We start from the raw sequence: 19772 nt of genomic DNA on the forward strand, positions 1-19772 counted from the left end.
GGGTTCGAGGTTAAATTTGGCTCTGTATGTAAATATACGTAAAACACCTCAATATCACTGGGTATTAAATAAATGCGTATACTATACAAGGTATAATACTGTTCTATAAAAATTGAACCTATTTAACCACAGATCATTAAAACCCAGCTGTATGACAGGAGTCCATTACCGATGAATAATGTGTTTACGCTCATTATAAAAATAACTACGCCAACATTACTCCACACACTTCTCTGCCATCACTACACGTCTCAGTTAATAGGTAACCACTATGATTGATTATATATCGGTATTTATATTTTTCTTTGCAGTGATTGATCCTGTGGGAACTGTGCCAGTATTTATTGCGGCAACCAGTCAATTTGATGAAAAATCCAAACGTAAAATTGCATTGCAAGCGGCCTGTGCGGCGGCACTTATATTGCTGTTTTTTATTATCGCAGGGGAATTAATTTTAACGGCGATTGATATACCGTTACCAGCATTTGAAATCGCTGGCGGCATCATCTTATTTTTATTTGCGTTGACCATGATATTTGGTGATAGCAAACCCGATACCGAAATGCAGCTGGTCAAAGATGGCAGTGAGACAGCTATTTTCCCACTCGCCGTACCTTCCCTAGCAAGCCCAGGAGCGATGTTAGCAGCCGTATTGCTCACTGAGAATTCGAGCTTTAGCATTTTCCAACAAATGCAAACCGCGGGCGTGATGCTTTCGGTATTATTTATCGCTTTTCTCTTTATGCTCGCAGCCAGCTGGATCCATCGCTACATTGGCAATAGTGGTGCCAGCATTATCAGTAAAGTAATGGGCATGATCTTGGCAGCCGTTGCGACCAACAGTGTGTTATCAGGTATTAAGGTTTATTTCTTACTTTAATGTCATGACATCTGGGCTATTATTCCCCAATAGCGACAGACCAATTTCAAATCGCAGGAGCATAACCATGTCTAAAGATCTAATTGCTAAATTAAAGCCATTCAAAATCATCCCAGTGATTCAAATTGATAACGCGTCACAAGCCGTGCCACTGGCTAAAGCCTTAGTAGAAAATGGTTTACCTGTTGCAGAAGTCACATTCAGAACAAAAGCGGCAGCTGAAGCTATCCGCCTAATGCGTGAAGCCTACCCAGACATGTGTATTGGCGCAGGCACAGTATTAAACGCCGAGCAAGTAGACAAGGCAAAATCAGTCGGTGCTGAATTCGTCGTGGCGCCAGGGTTAAATCCAACCACAGTAAAATACTGCCAAGAGATTGGCATGCCGATCGTTCCTGGGGTCAATAGTCCCAGTCAAATCGAGCAAGGTTTAGCGCTTAACTTAACGTTTATGAAGTTCTTCCCTGCTGAAGCGTCTGGTGGTATCGCAATGGTAAAATCATTGCTAGCACCTTATGTCGACGTTTCTCTAATGCCAAGTGGCGGCATCAGCAAAGACAATATTTCTGATTACCTCGGTTTAGAGCGTGTAGTCTGTTGCGGTGGCACTTGGATGGTCGCACCGAAGCTGATTACGGCAGGAAACTGGGAAGAAATTGGCCGTCTGGTGCGTGAAGCAGTTGCACATGCAGCGGAACAGTAAATCATAAAAAAACCCTATACCATCAGATATAGGGTTTTAACGATTAGATTATTCAATAATACTGTTATTCGGTAATAAGCCTATCACCTAATCACAGTTTATTTGTTAGCAATGAAACCAACAGCTTCATATGCTTTCGCTAACGTAGGAGCTGCACGCTCAGACGCTTTTTCAGCACCGATACGCATAATGCGCTGCAGTTCAGTCTCATCAGCGCGTAACTCGTGGTAACGCGCTTGAATCGGCTCAATCATAGCCACGACAGCATCAGCGGTATCTTTCTTCAAGTGACCATACATTTTATCTTCGTATTCAGGCACAAGATCAGCAACTGGACGTTTAGTTGCTACAGAAAGTAATGTTAGTAAGTTAGATACACCCGGCTTTTCTTTGTTATCAAAGTAAATGCGCGCTTGCTCATCACTGTCTGTTACTGCACTTTTCAGTTTCTTGACAATCTTTTTCGGATCATCTAATAACTTGATAAAAGCTTTTGGGTTGTCATCTGACTTAGACATTTTCTTCAACGGATCTTGCAGGCTCATAATACGTGCGCCCAACGTTGGGATCATCGGTTCTGGCACTTTAAATACGTCACCGTAGATATTATTAAAACGAGTCGCGATAGTACGCGCTAATTCTAGGTGCTGCTTTTGATCATCGCCGACTGGTACTTCATCTGCTTGATAAAGTAAAATGTCTGCAGCCATTAACACAGGGTAAGTATATAAACCTGAATTACTGCTGCTAGAGTTATTCGATTTATCTTTAAACTGCGTCATGCGGTTTAATTCACCCATCTGCGTATAACAGTTAAGTAACCAACTCAATTGCGCATGTTCTGGTACTTGAGATTGTAAGAAGATAGTCGACTTTTCAGGATCTAAACCACATGCAACATACATTGCTAGGCCTTCAAGCACCTGTGATTTAAACTCTTTCGGGTCTTGACGTACCGTGATGGTATGTAAGTCCGCAAGCATGAAATGACAGTCGCTGTGTTCCTGCATGTCCAGCCATTGATTGATTGCACCAATATAGTTACCAATCGTCATACTGCCTGAAGGCTGAATACCACTTAATACAACAGGTTTTGTCATAGATATATTCCCAATCTCTTAATTTATTCAATTGTGGGCAAGCAAGCTTACTTACCCAATCATGTTTATACTGCTATCGCGATTACTTTAATTTCACTGCTGTTAATAGCTCACTGATATCATCAGCCACAAAGTCAGGGTTACTGTCACTAATTGGAATTCCGTAGTTATAACCATACGTTAAACCAAAGCTAGTGAAGTTTGCCGCTTGTGCTGCAATAATATCGTTCTTAGAGTCACCCACCATTAGCGCATCTTCAGCTTTAAACTGATAGTGATCTAAACAATGTAATAACGGTAACGGATTAGGTTTTTTCTCAGCCAGCGAATCGCCACCAAGTACCACCTCAAAGAACTCACTGATACCCGCTAATTCAAGTACCGGTGTGGTTTGAACCATAGGTTTGTTGGTCACTATCGCAAGTTTAAACCCTGCCTCTCTCAGTGCGGTTAGCGTTTCTTTTACATTTGGGTATAACACGCTGTGTGTATATACATTTGCAGAATAGTGCTTTAAGAATGACGCCAGTGCATCATTAAATAATGCCGGATCAATATCATCAGATATATTAACACTGCCTGATAACGCACGCTGCACGAGTACTTGTGCACCATTACCAACCCAACCGCGTACTTCATCTTCCGAGAAATGAGCACGTTCAAAATCACTCAGCATGCAATTAACGGCAGCTGCAAGATCAGGTACACTATCAACAAGGGTACCGTCTAAATCAAAACAAATAAGTTTAAACATTGGCTTTTTCTAACTCCGAACGCATTTCATCAATGACTTTTTTATAGTCTTCTTGGCCGTAAATAGCAGAACCAGCAACAAACATATCAGCACCTGCTTCTGCAATTTCACGGATATTATCAACTTTAACACCACCATCAATTTCAAGAATGATGTCATGACCACTGGCATCAATCAATTTACGTACATCACGTAATTTTTGTAAAGTGGAGGGAATAAAACTTTGACCGCCAAAACCTGGGTTTACCGACATCAACAAGATCATGTCCAACTTGTCCATCACATAATCTAAGTAATGCAAAGGCGTCGCAGGGTTTAATACTAAGCCGGCTTTTAAACCATGCTCTTTAATTAGTTGTAAAGAACGGTCTACATGATCAGACGCTTCAGCATGAAAAGTGATCATTGATGCACCCGCTTTGGCAAATTCATTAATCATATGATCAACCGGGCGCACCATTAAATGCACGTCAATCGGTGCGGTCACACCATGATCACGTAATGCTTTACAGATCATTGGACCAATAGTTAAATTGGGTACGTAGTGGTTATCCATAACATCAAAATGAATAACGTCAGCACCCGCTGCCAGTACAGCATCGACTTCTTGGCCAAGGTTAGCAAAATTAGCAGACAGAATTGAAGGGGCAATCAGAAAGTTTTTCATTTGGCGTGCTCTCAGTTGTTGTTATTCCATTACTCTGTGCAAATCTTACCCTAAGTTAGCCCCTAGGGTAAAATAATAAAACCAGAATAACACTGACAACTCAGTATTGGCCGATAAATTAAAGCGAATAGTGTTAATACATTACATTTAGCTGTATAACGCCAACAGTTCGTCGACTTTATTACGCTTACCAGCATTACGGCTGATGGTACGTTTAACCTGAACAACCTCAAATATAGAGCCATGATAAAGTTCACGCATTAACGGAATGTCATGATTCGAAATCAATATCGGGATCTGTCGCTCTTGTGCTGTTTCACGAGAAACTTTAGCCAGCAGCGCCTGATCATCTAGACTAAAGCCATTAGTCGCATACGAAGTAAAGCTTGCCGTTGTACTTAATGGCGCATACGGCGGATCACAATAAACCACATCATCACTGCGTAAACGTTTATAAACTTCAGAATAAGATTCACAAATAAACGTGGCTTTTTTCGATTTCTCAGCAAAAAAACGTAATTCTTTTAACGGAAAGTACGGTTTCTTATAAGAACCAAATGGCACATTAAAACCACCCGATTTGTTATAACGGCATAAACCATTAAAGCCATGACGATTCATGTAAAGAAACATTAACGAACGCTGATAAGGATCACGAGTTTTGTTAAACTTTTCACGTATTTTGTAATAACGCTCTTTATCATTAAATTCAGGCGTAAAGAAACGCTGGGCATCGGCAATAAATTGTTCTGGTTTGTTTTGTAGGATCTTATACATATTAATCAAATCAGGATTAATATCATTCAACAGGTATTCGTCATAATCAGTATTTAAAAATACTGAACAAGCGCCAACAAACGGTTCAACTAAACGCTTACCAGCCGGTAGTTTTTCACGTAGACGATCAACCAGAGAATACTTACCTCCGGCCCATTTTAAGAAGGCTCGCGTTTTCTGCATTTGTGACTTATATCGCTAAATAAAAGGGGGCCGATTGTACATGCATTACAGCTAAATTGCGCTGTTTATTTATAAATCTCTTTGGACCTGAACGAATCGTTTCAACCAAGGTTTATCTTTTTGTACCGACGCTGGTAATTTTAGTTTCGCGGCATTAGCCTGCTCAACACTGGTAAAGCTACCATAAAGAACCACATACCAAGGCTTGTTGTTACGTAGTGTTTGATATGTCCAGACATTTTCAGGTAATTCGTTCTCGTTTAAATACTGCTTCAGCTGTGATTTACGACTTAATCCAGCAATTTGAAACGTATAATTTTTCGCCGGTTGAGCCATCAACCAAGCTTGATTGGTTAATGTTTTAGCTGTATTTACAGCGTCTTTTAGCACCACTTTGTCAGCGACTTCCACAACCATTTTACTATCAATTACTTTTGCAGTATCTGATGTTTTTTGCTTGGCAATCATCTTATTCACAGCAGCATCATCAATCACAATTCGCTGTTTACCTACTTGCGGTCTTGGTACGGAGACAACAGGATCTGTTAACGTGATAGTTTGACCTATTTCGGTTGGTAACTCATCATCCCAATCACTGGCTAACATTTGAGGTTCGCTCGCATCGACAATAGCCCCTGCATCTGTATTTACATCCGTTGTCACAGCATCGTCTTGTGTCATCACAGGAGAGAGCAATAGAGGCTCTTTCAGCACGGTATCAGCAGCTTGTTGTTGCTCAGTTTGATAAGTGTTATATAAAAATGAGCCTGCACTACCTAACAGCAACACGCCAGCAATCATCGCCGCTAAATAAAATGACTTATTTGACGTTATCACAGATTTATCCGTCGTACTCGGCGTTGATGATTCAGCGCGATAAACCTGCCCCTGCATGATCGCTTGCGCACATTTTGCTAATTCAGCTGGATTACCATGACACGCTTCAATTTGACGATTAATTGCATCCTGATTAACAAACGTGGGTTTATAATCAGCTTGACTAAATTGCTGCTCAACAAATTGCACAGCGGCTTGCGGATCTAATACGGTCATTTCCAACTCCAATACATTGGTTGCTGATTTTGCAAATGGCAGTATGGTTATATCAACCCACTTACTTTCTGCAAATAAAATGATATTTATTTTAATATTAATTTTATGATTAAGACTTAATTCCACTAATTGTGCAAACTCAGCAATACTTGCTGGCGATAACGTCATGGCATTATCAATACATAGCGTGAATTCATGTTCAAGCTGCTGAGCAAGTAATGGTAAGCTCTCGGCTAACATTATATGCGCATTGAAACGACCATCATAGCTTATCTGCTGTAATACTTGCGTTCTCACTGCCGTATCATCATGGCACTGCTGCGCATCAATTGTAATGGTTTTTTGATTAAAATCTGATTCTACATAATTACGTAATACCGTTGATTTACCTGAGCCAGGTTCACCGCTTACGAATAATAAATGTGAAGAGAATTGTGTGAGATGGCGCAGCCGTTCACACAGCTGCGTTTGAGTATAAATTTCAGTTTGAACTGAATAGTGCACTAGAATCCGCCTGATTATGGAAATTAACCACATCGCGTAACGTACTTTCAGTTACTGTCGATAATACTTCGGCACTGCCAATTGATGTTGGTAAAATAAAACGAAGTTGGCCATTAAGTACTTTCTTATCACGTTTCATGTGCTGCATAAATGCGTCAAAGCTCATTTCCGCTGGCGCCAGTAAAGGCAGCTCAGCAGCCGCGATTAATGCAGCGATACGTGTTACTTGAGCTGCTGTTAATAGCCCCATTAATGCCGATGTTTGTGCTGCCATTATCATTCCAGCAGCAACCGCTTCACCGTGTAACCAAACACCATAACCCATTTCCGCTTCAATAGCATGACCATAGGTATGACCAAGGTTGAGCAACGCGCGTAAGCCCTGCTCTTTTTCATCAATAGCAACAATTTCAGCTTTGATTTCACAGCAACGATAAATTGCGTATTCCAACGCTGCCGTATCGAGCGCCATTAGCGCTGCAATGTTTTCTTCTAGCCAAACAAAAAAGTCCGCATCATAAATGATCCCGTACTTAATCACTTCAGCCATACCAGCCGCCAGTTCGCGTCGAGGCAAGGTCGCTAAACAATCCGTATCGATAAAAACAGCATTGGGCTGATAAAAAGCGCCAATCATATTTTTACCCAACGGATGATTAACAGCCGTTTTACCGCCAACCGAGGAATCAACTTGACTCAACACAGTCGTCGGGATTTGAATAAAGGGGATACCGCGTTGGTAACAGGCAGCCGCAAAGCCAACCATGTCACCAATAACACCACCACCGAGAGCGATCAACGTGGTATCACGTCCACAATTCTCACGCAGTAGCGCGGTAAAGATCTCATTTAAAGTATCTAAGGTTTTAAATTGTTCACCATCAGAAAGAATAATACTGTCAAATTTATAGTCGTGTAACAATGCTTGAACACGTTGTAAATACAACGGTGCAACCGTATCGTTTGAGATCACGACAACTTTATTGGTTGTTATTGCAGCCGTAAATTGCGCTGCTTGCGTTAATACGCCTTCACCAATATAAATAGGGTAGCTCCGCTCACCCAGTTCGACAGTTAAACTTTCCATGTTACTCCAATTAAAAATCCAATAACTTTATAATTTGATTCGCCACAACTTTCGCACTTTGTTCGTCTGTTTTAACTGTAAAGTCAGCAATCTCTTCGTATAAAGGATTACGAGCATCAGCTAATGTTTCCAGAACTTCACGTGGTTCTTCTGTTTGTAGTAAAGGGCGACGCTTATCGCGTGATGTTCTTACTAACTGCTTATCAATAGTTGTTTCTAAATAAACAACTACACCACGAGCAGAAAGGTAATTACGACTCTCTTTACTTAAAATAGAGCCTCCACCCGTTGCTAACACAATTCCCTGTTCTTGTGTTAGATCGTCAATTACTTCCGCCTCACGAACACGGAAACCAGCTTCACCTTCAACATCGAATACCCATGAGATATCAGCACCAGTACGGCGTTCAATTTCATGATCCGAATCGATAAAGTCTAAATGCAACTGGCTCGCTAGTTGGCGACCAATTGTACTTTTACCTGCGCCCATTGGGCCTATTAGGAATATATTACGTTTTTCAGCCATTTTAACTCTTCAATAAATCTAAAGTAATAACACCCTTTTTCTTAGGGGCACCAGACCTACCTATAAATGTCCTCTGATTGCAGCAACCAGTGATGAGACATTTGGCAACAGCCAAAATCAGCAACACCCAGTAAAAAACCAGGTGATGACATTTCAGGCAGAAAAAGACCGCTATTTATATAGTTTTTACGGCCTTTTGTCAAAGGTAGGTTACAACGTATCCACTACCACTTTTGGTGTAACGAAGATTAACAGCTCTCGTTTTTGGTTAATAGTCTTAGTACTACGGAACAATACACCTAACCAAGGGATATCACCGAGAACCGGAACTTTCGTTACAATCTTTTTAATTTCATGCTTAAATATACCGCCTAACACGATAGTTTCGCCATTCTCAACCAACACTTGCGTACTAATAACCTGGGTATCAATGGAGACAGCTTCACCACCAACGGTTTTCACATCATCACCACGAGTATCCTGATTAATTTTCAAATCTAAGATTATTTTATTATCCGGAGTAATGTGTGGTGTAACTTGTAAACCCAATACCGCTTTTTTAAAGGCGATAGTGGTTGCACCACTTGAACTTGATTCAACATACGGGATTTCCGTACCTTGTTCAATATACGCAGACTTTTGGTCGGTAGTGGTAATTCTTGGACTCGCAATCACTTCAGCTTTTTGTTCTGCTTCTAATGCAGAAAGTTCTAAATCGAGTATCTGACCATTCGCTAATTCAGCAATCTGAAAAGCGATAGAACCTGCAGGTGATGCCACGGGTAAATTAACATTGAGTCTGTCACCAATAGCGGGTACATGACCACCAGCAAAAACATCGTTACCTTCAATCGAACCCGATGATAAACCAAAGCCACTGCCAATGTCAGTACTACCGCTTAGACCCCAACGGATCCCAAGTTCATCATCCAGATTATCAACTATAGACACCATTCTCGCTTCAATAACCACCTGGCGAACCGGAATGTCCAATACGTCAACAATCCGCCTCACACTAGCGATTGCTGTCGCTGTATCTTTAATTAATACCGTATTCGTACGTGCATCAAAACTAACCGAACCCCGCGATGATAACAGACTAGAATCTTTTTGTGCTAAAAGCTTTGTGATATCAGCGGCTTTTGCAAAACTAATCTGAATAAATTCTGATTGTAACTCAGCTAAATCTTCCACTTCTTTTTTACTGACAAGATCACGGCGCTCTAATGCCGCTAATTCATCCGAAGGGGCAACCATCAGCACATTACCTTCAAGCTGCTTACTTAAACCCTTCACTTTCATGACAATATCAAGTGCTTGCTCCCATGGTACACTATCTAAACGCAGGGTGATATTACCATTCACAGAATCCGTGGTAACTAAGTTAAACTCATTAAAATCAGCGATTAACTGTAATACTGTACGCACAGGAATATCTTGGAAGTTAAGTGAGATCGCTTGTCCTTGATATTTACTGGTTTTTTCATCTGGATCTTTCTTCGTAATTTCAATTACAAAAATATTATCAGCTTGATCATAACGGTAAGTAAAATCATCACTCACGTCTAATTCAAACGCAGTCACACCTTCATCATGAAAAGTTTCAATCGCGGTTACAGGTGTACCAAAATCAGCTACATCTAAAATATAGAGCAATTTTTTCAAAATAGCCGTACTGTGAAACTCTGCTATTAATTTATTGCCTTTACGTTGAATATCAACGGCCATAGAGCTGTTTTTCATGGTTAAAATTAACTTACCACTACCATCATTACCAGTACGAAAATCAATCCCACGTACTTGGTTTACAAAACCGCTAAAATCTTCTTCGTCATCCTCTTCAATCGGTATAATCTCTTCAAATCTAGGCGACTGTACTGTCACTTGACGACCATCTTTAGTGACTAACAATGAAGGACTTACTGTCGCAGAAGGTACATCAAGACTAACAATATTACTATCAATAACAGAGGCCGCCGGTAGTACTGCACTATTGCCGGTAGTGGCAACTGTCGGCTCAACAGCAAGCACCAAAGTATCCATATCAACGGTATTATCTGCGATTTCAGGTACCGTCACATCACTGGCAAGTAAACCAAACGTCGCGATTAAGCTGTTATTAGTTTGAATGATTTGATACGGTACGAGTTCATCTAAGGCAATGGTAATTTTAAGGCCTAAATCAACACGTTCTGCAGCTACGTTTAATACATGACCTTGTTCGATAACCACCGGGTTAAGTAGCAAGGTTGAGCTCGCATCCGGTACTAAAATAATTAATTGATGCGGTGAGTATTGTAATTTGTCTGCATATTCAACAACATTTTCACTAAACTCCAGTTCGAGTTCTAACTGCCCTTCTGCCAAAGCATTTAAATGAATTTGTTTTAGTTGCGGCTCCGCAAAACTGAACGCAGAACATAAAATGGTCGTCCATAAAACCAAAATTTTTGCTATTTTGGTACATCTTACATGTGATTTAGTCATTTTATCATCCCTGAAAATGGCTTAACTGTGGTCTTGGTTACTGAGTGGAATTTGGGTCGTACGTACTTGCCAGCATCCCTTCCCTGTTAATATCAACTCAGAAAGTTCAATATAATTTTTAGTAATATCAAGTATTTCACCGTGATTAAGTCCAATATAATCACCTGGTGAGACTCGAAATATTTCCCCCGAGCTTGCTCTAATCAATCCCCAAAGGTGTTTATCACTTCCAAGGGTGCCATGCATGCTCAAATTATCTAATGAATAAGTTTCTAACGGTCCTTTAATACGTGCAAAATTAGGCTGCGGACAATCTTGTGGAAACGGTGTTTCTGCTTTCACCGATTCCGGCCGGGGATTTGAAAAGGGGTTACGCGCACCCGTTTCAGAATAATCTAAGGCTACAAAAACCTCCATATCCGGTACACTTTCAATTTGAGCCGTTTTGCGCGCTTTAACTTCATTAATATAATCAACAAGATCCTGATTATCCGCGGTACAACCACCTAACGTCAGGGATAGAAAAACTAGACTAGTAATACGCTTCATTTATCCCCCTTATAACGATAAGTACGGGCAATCATATTCACTTTAAGTAATTCCCCTTGCAACTTAGTAATAGTAAAATCTTCTAGCGTTACAATCCGTGGTAATGCAGCTATATCACTGGTGAACTGACCAAGTTGATGAAAGGTGCCTATCACCTCAAGGTTAACGGGTACTTCATAAGAAAAGTCTCGTTTTACTTCCTGTAACCATTTGAATTTACGTAATTGCAAACCATTATGCTGACCAATATAGCTCAAATCATCAAGCAATCCAGCAGTCTCACTTTTGGATGGTAACTGCCTAAGCATACTGTTAAATAAATTTTCCATTTCCGACATCTGATCGGTATATAAACCTAAGTTACCAGCAAGACTTGCTTTTGCTTCAAACTGTAACCTTAAACTCGCCTCTTTCTTTTCAATATTATCGAGCGTTTGTAGTGAAGTGGAAATAAACACCCAATAAAATAACGCAGCCATTAATACTGAAAATATAATATTAATGGCTATTTTAGCGGGCTTAGGCCAATTACCAAGATCTTCAAGATCAAGTTCATTGAGTTCCTGTAAATTCATTTTAGATCTCCTCGTCTGTCATCATTGGCGTTACCGAAAACCGCATTTCAAAACGATTTCCTTCTGCTTCTGACAAAGCAATAATAGAGTCTAAATTACCATCTCTGAGCCAAGTTGATTCCTCAATATTCCGCAGTAATACCGCGAGACGTGTATTCGAATCACTGGTGCCATGTATTTTGATTATGTCATTTTTAAACGTGAGAGTTGCGAGATTGACACCGGCTGGTACCAATTGCGGCAAGGTGTTCATTAACTGTGTCGGAGTATTGCGACTACGCTGTAAACTTTGAATTAAATCAATACGCTCTTGTAGTTTATCTTTACGCCCACGTAACTCTTTAATTTTGCCGAGTTTGACATCGATAACTTGCATCTCTTGCATCAACAAAGCATTACGTTGTTTTTGATTACTGATGTAACCACCAACCACCATATTCAACATAATCATAACCAACAAAGTAGCACCTAGACTCATCCCACTTAAGGTAAAGAAACGCTGCTGCCGGGACTTTTTATCGGCTTCTCGCCACGGAAGAAGATTAATATTTGACATTATAAAGCCCTCATCGCTAAACCAAGTGCCACCATATAACGAGGACCATTGGCGATTAAACGCGCTTTATCTTCGACATCTTCAGAGTAATCAAATTGTGCAAAAGGATTCGCGACCCGAGTAGTAATCCCCAGCTCGATTTCAACTTGTTGAGCCAACTCGATGATTAATGCAGAACCACCACTCAATGTGATCATGTCAATCTTTTGTAACGATCCTGAGTTAGTAAACAATTGCACATTACGACGGATTTGTTGGATACATGCCGTTATATAAGGGGCGAGAACATCAATGTCGTAATCCAATGGCAAGTTTTGAGCGATCTTCATTTTCTCTGCTTCGTCACGCTTTAAACTATAATGCTCGCTGATTGTTCGCGTATAATTTTCACCACCAAAATTTTGCACACGAGAATAAATCGACTCCCCCTGATGCAACATTGAAAAAATAGTCATATTGGTGCCAATATCTATCGCAGCAACCACCTTGCTATCATCTTGTAATTCAGCCAAACGTAAATACAGATCATGAGATCGTGCTAACGCATGTGCAGCTACATCGACAATTTGAGGGATAAAGTCATTTTCTTCTAAACAGCCCGCTAATGAAGTAACGCTTTCGGTACGAGTGGCGCTCAACAACACATTATTCTTGCTAGGATTATTGTCATTAACTCCTAATATTTCAAAATCTAGGCTGATTTCGTCAAGTGGAAAAGGAATTAAACTCTCCGCTTCCAGTTCGATATGCATTTCAAGCTCTGGGCCAGAAAGGTCTGTATCAACATAGATAATTTTTGTAATAACATTCGTACCAGATACGGCAGTAGCAGCTTGTTTATAACGGAAAGGAAAATCTTGACGCACTTGTTGCAACACATTTGTTAATGCTTCTATATCTTGCAATTGGTGATCAACGACACATCCTTTTGGCGTTGCAACCTCTGATACCATATCTACCACATAATGCTCTGATCGCTTAGACAGCGCTAGGGCTTTTACGGAAGATGATCCAAAATCAACTCCGATCATTGCCACTGTCTGATTCCTTTTAAACAGCTTTAGCATGATGACCTTCAACTCTATGTAATAACAATGAATTTCACTTGTTAATTATTTGTTACAAATAAAGCATACAGTCTTAAATGTATTAGGTCTATCATAAAGAACTCGTACTATTTCACAAAACAAAGATATAATGGTTAATCCTTGGTAAATTATTGTGGAAATTATTGTGAAATGGGCTAAACGATTATCCGTATTTATACTGATTAGTGGGTTATTAGGAATAGCGAGTATTTTTGCGCTTTATTTCTATATTAAACCCGAACTACCTGATGTTAGTAGCTTAAAAACGGTACAACTGCAAACACCAATGAAGGTCTATAGCCAAGATGGTAAACTGATCTCGCAATTTGGTGAAAAACGCCGAATTCCGATCACCATTGACGAGGTCCCGCCGTTAATGATCAAAGCTTTTCTCGCCACTGAAGATAATCGTTTCTATGAACATCCAGGGATTGATCCGATTGGTATCGTACGTGCAGCCAGCGTCATGATTATGACGGGTGAACGTAAACAAGGGGCGAGTACCATCACCCAACAGGTTGCTCGAAATTTCTTTTTAACCCGAGAAAAAACGTTTATTCGTAAGATTAAAGAAATTTTTTTAGCGTGGCATATCGAACAAAATCTCACTAAAAATGAAATTCTAACCCTATATCTTAATAAGATCCCTCTCGGTTACCGCTCGTTTGGTATTGGTTCCGCAGCACAAGTTTATTACGGTAAAACGTTAGATGAGTTAACCCTAGCCCAAATTGCGGTCATTGCCGGATTACCAAAAGCGCCTTCTGCATTAAATCCAATCCGTTCACCAACGCGCGCCAAAGCACGTCGTCACACTGTTTTATTACGCATGCTAGACGAAAACTATATTACTCAAACGCAATTTGAAGAAGCTAACAATGCCCCTATCACAGGTGAATACCACGGTGCAGAAATTGACTTGTCGGCACCTTATTTAGCTGAAATGGTACGTAGTGAAATTATTTCACGCTATGGTGAAGAAAAAGCCTATACACAAGGCTTGAACGTTTATACGACTGTACACAGCGATCGCCAAGCAGCAGCTACGACTGCATTGATAAATAACCTACTCAATTATGATTTACGCCATGGTTACCGTGGACCACTTGGTCAGGCTTGGACTAATGATGAAGTGCTAAGCAATGAAGATATCTTGTTATTACTTAAAGATAAGCCAAGTTATAAACCACTACAGCCTGCCGTTATCATGGTTGTAAAAGAGAAACAAGTTGAAGCCTTACTTGCCAATGGTGATCAAGTTACCGTGAGTTGGGATGGATTAAAATGGGCTCGCCCATTCATTTCTGATAAAAAACAAGGTCCAGCACCACAAACTGCAGATGCGATCGTCAACGCTGGTGACATCGTACTATTACGTCCAATGTCAATGAACAATAAGCACGAGCAGTGGATGTTAGGTCAGCTCCCAGATGTAAGTTCAGCATTCATTGCCATTAATAATAATGACGGAGCCATTGAAGCCTTAGTGGGTGGCTTTAATTATCAACAAAGCAAGTTTAACCGCGTGACGCAAGCTGAGCGTCAAATTGGGTCAAACATCAAACCATTTGTTTATTCGGCCGGTCTCGCACAAGGCGCGACACTCGCAAGTCTTATCAATGATGCACCGATTAATCAATGGGACCCACGAGCTGGTACCGCATGGCGACCAAAAAATTCGCCGCCAACATATAATGGTCCAACGCGATTACGCTTAGGTTTAGCACAATCAAAAAATGTAATGTCAGTACGTTTATTCCGTCAAGTCGGTTTGACTAACGCTATTAATTACATGGCCAGATTCGGTTTTGATAAAAGTAAACTACCACGTAATGAATCATTAGCATTGGGGTCAGCATCTTTAACTCCGCTTGAAGTTGCTGTTGCTTTCGCAACATTTGCTAACGGTGGTTTTAAAGTTGAACCCTACTTTATTGACCGTATTGAAAGTGCCAATGGTGAACTCATTTACCAAGCAACACCAAAGCAAGCCTGCCTAACGTGTGAAAAACAGATTGCGTTAAACACTGATGATCCTGAATATTGGTCAACCATTGAAGGGGATGCACACGCACTCTGTGATATCGCGCCTTACGGAGCCCTACAAGTGGCTCCGCGTATTATTACTGAACAGAATGCCTTCTTAATGCGTCAAATGATGGCGAGTGTGATTTGGGGCGGAGGTAGTTGGCGTCATAAAACAGGCTGGAATGGGACAGGTTGGCGTGCAGCAGCTGCACTAAAACGCCATGATCTTGGTGGTAAAACAGGTACAACCAATGAAGCGAAAGATGCTTGGTTCTCTGGCTTTAATCCAGATCTATCAGCAACAAGCTGGATTGGTTTTGATGATCATCGCCGTGAGTTAGGTCGTGTAAGCCGTAATATTAATTTGGATAAACATCAGATTATCGGTGGTGAAGCGGGTGCAAAAACAGCCCAGCCAGCTTGGATTGCGTTCATGAAATCTGCGCTAAAAGGGATCCCAGAGCGCCCGAATGTACTACCTGAAAACATTGTGCAAGTCCGTATTGATCGTAAATCAGGCTTGTTAACGTATAAGTCTGATTATACTTCGCGTTTTGAATACTTTATTCAAGGTACGGAACCAACAGAATATGTTAACAATCAAGATGCTGACTCTTCATTTGATCGCGTCGGTGAAAACAGTGATGAAGCAGACGAATCACTGGATGACTTGTTTTAATACCGATTGCATTAAATAAATAACTAAAAATGGCGCTGCTTTATTTTAAAAGTAGCGCCATTTTTATATCAAAATTCTAGCCACAGCTCACTAATAAGCAGGGTTTATATTAAACGATGGTTGCAGTCACTTGTTTATTAATCACTTGCGCAATATCGTTAAAACAAGGGCGTCTTACCGAGCCCTTACGGTATAATAAAACAATAGGTCGAATAGGCTCAGGTTCAGTCAATTTTATATATTCAACACCTTCGGTAAAGCGGTTGCGAGGTATCGCAAGATGCGGTAATAAAGTAATCCCAGCTTCTGCTGCAATCATGTGACGCAGCGTTTCCAAACTTGTCGCTTTAAAACTCGGATCTTCTTTTGCGCCTGCGGTAAAGCAATAGTCCATAGCCTGATCACGTAAACAATGGCCATCTTCCAACATTAAAATATGCTCGCCACGTAACTCCGATAAATCAACACGGTCACGACCCTTAAAGCGATGTGAACTTGGAACAATAAGCTCTAATGGTTCTTTATATAACTCAATATGACCGTACTTTTCCATACCCGGTAAATAAGCCAATAGCAAACAATCCAACTCACCTTCATCAAGTTGTTTTAATAATTCATTCGTTTTATTTTCATGTAAAAACATATCCAGATCTGGAAATTTTTTCTTCATCGACGGTACGATTAACGGTAATAAATACGGTGCAACGGTTGGGATTAAGCCTATATGAATGGCCCCTGCGGTCGGGCTTGCGTAGCTCTTCGCTATTTCTTTAATGGCTTTCGATTCTAATAATACCGTACGAGCTTGATCCGCAATTTGATCTCCAGCAGGCGTAAACAATACCTTTCTTGATGTACGCTCAATTAAAATAACATCCAGCTCATCTTCTAACTTTCGGATCTGGCCACTGAGTGTAGGTTGACTAACAAAGCATTTTTCAGCGGCTTTTCTAAAGTGCTTTAACTCTTGTAACGCGACAAGGTATTCTAAATCTCTTAAGTTCATATCGATCCAACTTGAACGGTAATAACAATTAAATAACTAAAAACGATTTGTATATACTATCAATAAAATATTAATTACCACACCCTTTATCACCAAAAACACACAGTAAATTGATCATAAATAAAAATATTATAACCATTTGTGACAATTGACACTTCTCAGGCGTTAAAATTATAGGTATTATCATAAACTTACTTTTAATTAACACAATGGCAACATTCAACTTAGTGTTAATTTAGAGAATAAAGCACACTTATTCAGTAACGGATTACTGTTGTAGCAATAATAAGGATTTTATATGCACTTAAAAAAGTTAAGTTTCTTAACTATTTTACTGCTATCTCTCGGCTTAGCAGGCTGTGGTAGTGATAACTTAGACGCAGTTACAAGTGGCTCTGGTGATTCAAGCTCTGGTACTGATACAACTGATACAGACTCTGGTGATAATGGTGACTCCGGTGGCGATACTGATAACGGTAGTAACGAAGATAGTGTTTACACTGCCAGTGGTAATTTCACACCAAAAATTATCCAACGCGGGCAAACATTTACTTTCAACTATTACTTAGATAAAACACCTGATGCTGCCATTATTTACGATATTGACATTGTCGGCACCGCTATCCAAGGTACAAACCAAGATTACACCATCAGTAATGCTTCAACCCTTACCTTTGCTAAAGGCTCAACTACAACAAGCCTCACTATCACCACCTATCAAAAAGATGATATATACGATGCGCGAACCCTGTCATTAACGCTTACTGGTAATACCGGTGAACCCGCAACAATTAATCTCCTCATCTCAGGTAATGTTTATCTTAATGATACTGGTATTACAACTTACTCTGACGGCAGCTCTTTCGATATACAGACTCAAGCTAATGATAAATATAAGCAACAAGATGCAGCTTATGGTCTTGATATCATCATTAATTCAGCCGCAACAGAACCTGATACAGGTGATAAGAAAGATGATCAAAAACAACTTTATAAAAACGCATTTGACGTAAATCCAAGTGATTCAGAATATAAAGGCAAAGCTGGGTTCCGCTTCGTTAAAATAACAAATAATGGTACGCCTGTTGTTGCAGATAGCACGAGTTATGAATGTGTGACAGATGAAGTAACAGGATTAACTTGGCAGGTAAAAGGCCCTCAGAACATTATTACCCATGAATCAAAATCTGCTCCTGATGATCCAGACGTTTATACAATGGCCGATGTTCAAAATTATAAAGCATCTAACTTTCAATATCCTTGGCAAGCATCAAAATTAGGTACTGAAGGACTAGGGTGGTATTTGGGCCTAAATAAAGCAGCATTAGATGAAGGCGCCGAAGAAGGGGCGCATTATGCAAACCAAGCATGTGGTTATCCAAATGAGGGGCGTAATGGTTCAGATGTCGAGGGGCTTACCTTAACTTGCTCAACAGGCAGCTATGCAGACGAAGTTAATCGACTCGGCGTTTGTGGTAAAACAAATTGGGTTATACCGAGTGTCGAACAATTACGCAGTATCCTCAATTATAATGACGTAGTTGATTACTCAGCAATTACTGGCATACAAAATCATGCACTTGATAATGCTTTCTTTGATTGTAAAAGCACGAATAATTGCGTTATAGAAAAAAACTATATTACCGAATGCTTTTTTGTTATTGATGAAAATGACGATGTTGTTTTAGATATAAATGGCAATCCAACTTCTCATTGTGTGCCACTAATAAGTGATAATCCAGACCCAGTTTATTGGACATCAAATCAAGTCAAAAGCTCAGAGCAGCTAGCATGGTGTGTGAACCTACAGACAGGTAGCGTGAACAAGTGTCATAAACGTGAATATCATCGAGTATTAGTAGTCAGTAGCAATGTTCCAACCGAGTTCTTTACCTCTATAACGACCACTAATGATTCAGCAGAATAGGAGCAAATAATATGAAGAAGTCAAAATTATTACTTATTAGTACCACTTTATTTGCTGCAAGTACTTTTGCTGCATCGGATCCCGTTAACTTAAACTGTGACCCTCTATTAGATCAGGAATATTCAACATTCGAATTCATTGATAATCTTAATGGTACAGTGACAGATTTACGGACCAGCCTTATCTGGGCCAAATGTACCCTTGGTCAAACTTATATTTTAAGCACAAACTCTTGCTCAAGTGCGGGTGCTGAAAATTATCTAGACTGGGGAGATGCGCTATCAGCCGCGGCATCTTATGAAGTAAATAATATTTCGGACTGGCGTATGCCCAATATTAAAGAGTTAGGTTCCTTGGTTGATCGCAGTTGCGCTGCACCAACAATTAACTTAACGCTGTTTCCGAATACTGTATCCAGTATTTATTACTCAAGTACACCATTCAAAGGCAGTAGTGTTGATGCAAATTATGCCCATCTTGTATCGCGAGTCATTAATTTTTCTGATGGTACAGAAATGCCGCTAACGACACCAGAAAGTTCGAACACCAGCTATGTAGTGCGTGCTGTAAAGGGCGGTTATAACTAAACTTTAAATTATTTAAGATCAAAAACGGCGAGCTTAGCTCGCCGTTTTCATTTAAT

General features: G+C 40.2%; 18 protein-coding genes. 5 read left to right on the top strand and 13 right to left on the bottom strand.

The window, feature by feature from the left end; all coding sequences use genetic code 11:
• The first annotated feature begins 271 nt into the window (after nucleotides 1-271).
• Both AKG98_RS11225 and AKG98_RS11230 read left to right on the top strand, forming a co-directional pair.
• On the top strand, nucleotides 272-880 hold the full coding sequence (locus AKG98_RS11225; RefSeq protein WP_067045729.1) for a MarC family protein: 609 nt from the start codon (nucleotides 272-274) through the stop codon (nucleotides 878-880).
• 67 nt (nucleotides 881-947) lie between these two features.
• Complete coding sequence (locus AKG98_RS11230) at nucleotides 948-1583, top strand: bifunctional 4-hydroxy-2-oxoglutarate aldolase/2-dehydro-3-deoxy-phosphogluconate aldolase (protein ID WP_067045731.1); 636 nt, start codon at nucleotides 948-950, stop codon at nucleotides 1581-1583.
• A gap of 98 nt (nucleotides 1584-1681) precedes the next feature.
• Here the strand turns inward: AKG98_RS11230 and trpS are convergent, their stop codons facing one another.
• The 12 genes from trpS to pilM all read right to left on the bottom strand — a co-directional run bounded on the left by trpS (nucleotide 1682) and on the right by pilM (nucleotide 13432).
• The gene (trpS, locus tag AKG98_RS11235; protein WP_067045733.1) at nucleotides 1682-2683 is read right to left on the bottom strand and encodes a tryptophan--tRNA ligase; all 1002 of its coding nucleotides are present in this window, start codon (nucleotides 2681-2683) and stop codon (nucleotides 1682-1684) included.
• A gap of 82 nt (nucleotides 2684-2765) precedes the next feature.
• On the bottom strand, nucleotides 2766-3437 hold the full coding sequence (locus AKG98_RS11240) for a phosphoglycolate phosphatase (protein WP_067045735.1): 672 nt from the start codon (nucleotides 3435-3437) through the stop codon (nucleotides 2766-2768).
• Entirely contained in the window at nucleotides 3430-4104 is a 675-nt protein-coding gene (rpe, locus tag AKG98_RS11245; RefSeq protein ID WP_067045737.1) for a ribulose-phosphate 3-epimerase, read from the bottom strand. Before rpe ends, AKG98_RS11240 begins: the two co-directional genes overlap by 8 nt.
• Before the next feature lie 147 nt (nucleotides 4105-4251).
• The gene (locus AKG98_RS11250; RefSeq protein WP_067045739.1) at nucleotides 4252-5064 is read right to left on the bottom strand and encodes a Dam family site-specific DNA-(adenine-N6)-methyltransferase; all 813 of its coding nucleotides are present in this window, start codon (nucleotides 5062-5064) and stop codon (nucleotides 4252-4254) included.
• A gap of 69 nt (nucleotides 5065-5133) precedes the next feature.
• Complete coding sequence (locus AKG98_RS11255; RefSeq protein WP_067045741.1) at nucleotides 5134-6621, bottom strand: AAA family ATPase; 1488 nt, start codon at nucleotides 6619-6621, stop codon at nucleotides 5134-5136.
• On the bottom strand, nucleotides 6599-7708 hold the full coding sequence (gene aroB, locus AKG98_RS11260; RefSeq protein WP_067045743.1) for a 3-dehydroquinate synthase: 1110 nt from the start codon (nucleotides 7706-7708) through the stop codon (nucleotides 6599-6601). The genes AKG98_RS11255 and aroB overlap by 23 nt, the downstream gene beginning before the upstream one ends.
• 10 nt (nucleotides 7709-7718) lie before the next feature.
• Nucleotides 7719-8234 carry a shikimate kinase AroK gene (gene aroK, locus AKG98_RS11265; protein ID WP_045112070.1) on the bottom strand — a complete coding sequence of 172 codons (516 nt, stop codon included), beginning with the start codon at nucleotides 8232-8234 and terminating at the stop codon, nucleotides 7719-7721.
• A 210-nt stretch (nucleotides 8235-8444) separates the two neighbouring features.
• Nucleotides 8445-10721 (bottom strand): type IV pilus secretin PilQ, encoded by a 2277-nt coding sequence (locus tag AKG98_RS11270; RefSeq protein ID WP_067045745.1) that lies wholly within the window; start codon nucleotides 10719-10721, stop codon nucleotides 8445-8447.
• Nucleotides 10722-10742: 21 nt separating this feature from the next.
• Nucleotides 10743-11270 (bottom strand): pilus assembly protein PilP, encoded by a 528-nt coding sequence (locus AKG98_RS11275; protein ID WP_067045747.1) that lies wholly within the window; start codon nucleotides 11268-11270, stop codon nucleotides 10743-10745.
• Nucleotides 11267-11845: a type 4a pilus biogenesis protein PilO gene (locus AKG98_RS11280; RefSeq protein WP_067045749.1), complete on the bottom strand. Its 579-nt coding sequence runs from the start codon at nucleotides 11843-11845 to the stop codon at nucleotides 11267-11269. Before AKG98_RS11280 ends, AKG98_RS11275 begins: the two co-directional genes overlap by 4 nt.
• 1 nt (nucleotide 11846) lies before the next feature.
• A complete protein-coding gene (locus AKG98_RS11285; protein WP_067045751.1) occupies nucleotides 11847-12401 on the bottom strand; it encodes a PilN domain-containing protein in 555 nt (184 codons plus the stop codon).
• On the bottom strand, nucleotides 12401-13432 hold the full coding sequence (gene pilM, locus AKG98_RS11290) for a type IV pilus assembly protein PilM (protein ID WP_228140285.1): 1032 nt from the start codon (nucleotides 13430-13432) through the stop codon (nucleotides 12401-12403). The genes AKG98_RS11285 and pilM overlap by 1 nt, the downstream gene beginning before the upstream one ends.
• Nucleotides 13433-13622: 190 nt before the next feature.
• Between pilM and AKG98_RS11295 the strand changes: the two genes are divergently transcribed.
• Complete coding sequence (locus tag AKG98_RS11295) at nucleotides 13623-16196, top strand: penicillin-binding protein 1A (protein ID WP_067045755.1); 2574 nt, start codon at nucleotides 13623-13625, stop codon at nucleotides 16194-16196.
• 109 nt (nucleotides 16197-16305) lie between these two features.
• Here the strand turns inward: AKG98_RS11295 and oxyR are convergent, their stop codons facing one another.
• Nucleotides 16306-17202, bottom strand: coding sequence for a DNA-binding transcriptional regulator OxyR (gene oxyR, locus AKG98_RS11300; protein WP_067045757.1), 897 nt, complete (start codon nucleotides 17200-17202; stop codon nucleotides 16306-16308).
• Nucleotides 17203-17500: 298 nt separating this feature from the next.
• Here oxyR and AKG98_RS11305 point away from each other — a divergent pair, with 298 nt between their 5' ends.
• Nucleotides 17501-19129 carry a DUF1566 domain-containing protein gene (locus AKG98_RS11305; protein ID WP_067045759.1) on the top strand — a complete coding sequence of 543 codons (1629 nt, stop codon included), beginning with the start codon at nucleotides 17501-17503 and terminating at the stop codon, nucleotides 19127-19129.
• Between the two features lie 11 nt (nucleotides 19130-19140).
• On the top strand, nucleotides 19141-19716 hold the full coding sequence (locus tag AKG98_RS11310) for a DUF1566 domain-containing protein (protein ID WP_067045761.1): 576 nt from the start codon (nucleotides 19141-19143) through the stop codon (nucleotides 19714-19716).
• Nucleotides 19717-19772 lie beyond the last annotated feature (56 nt).

This window comes from Moritella sp. JT01 (assembly GCF_001574435.1).
Lineage (GTDB): Bacteria > Pseudomonadota > Gammaproteobacteria > Enterobacterales > Moritellaceae > Moritella.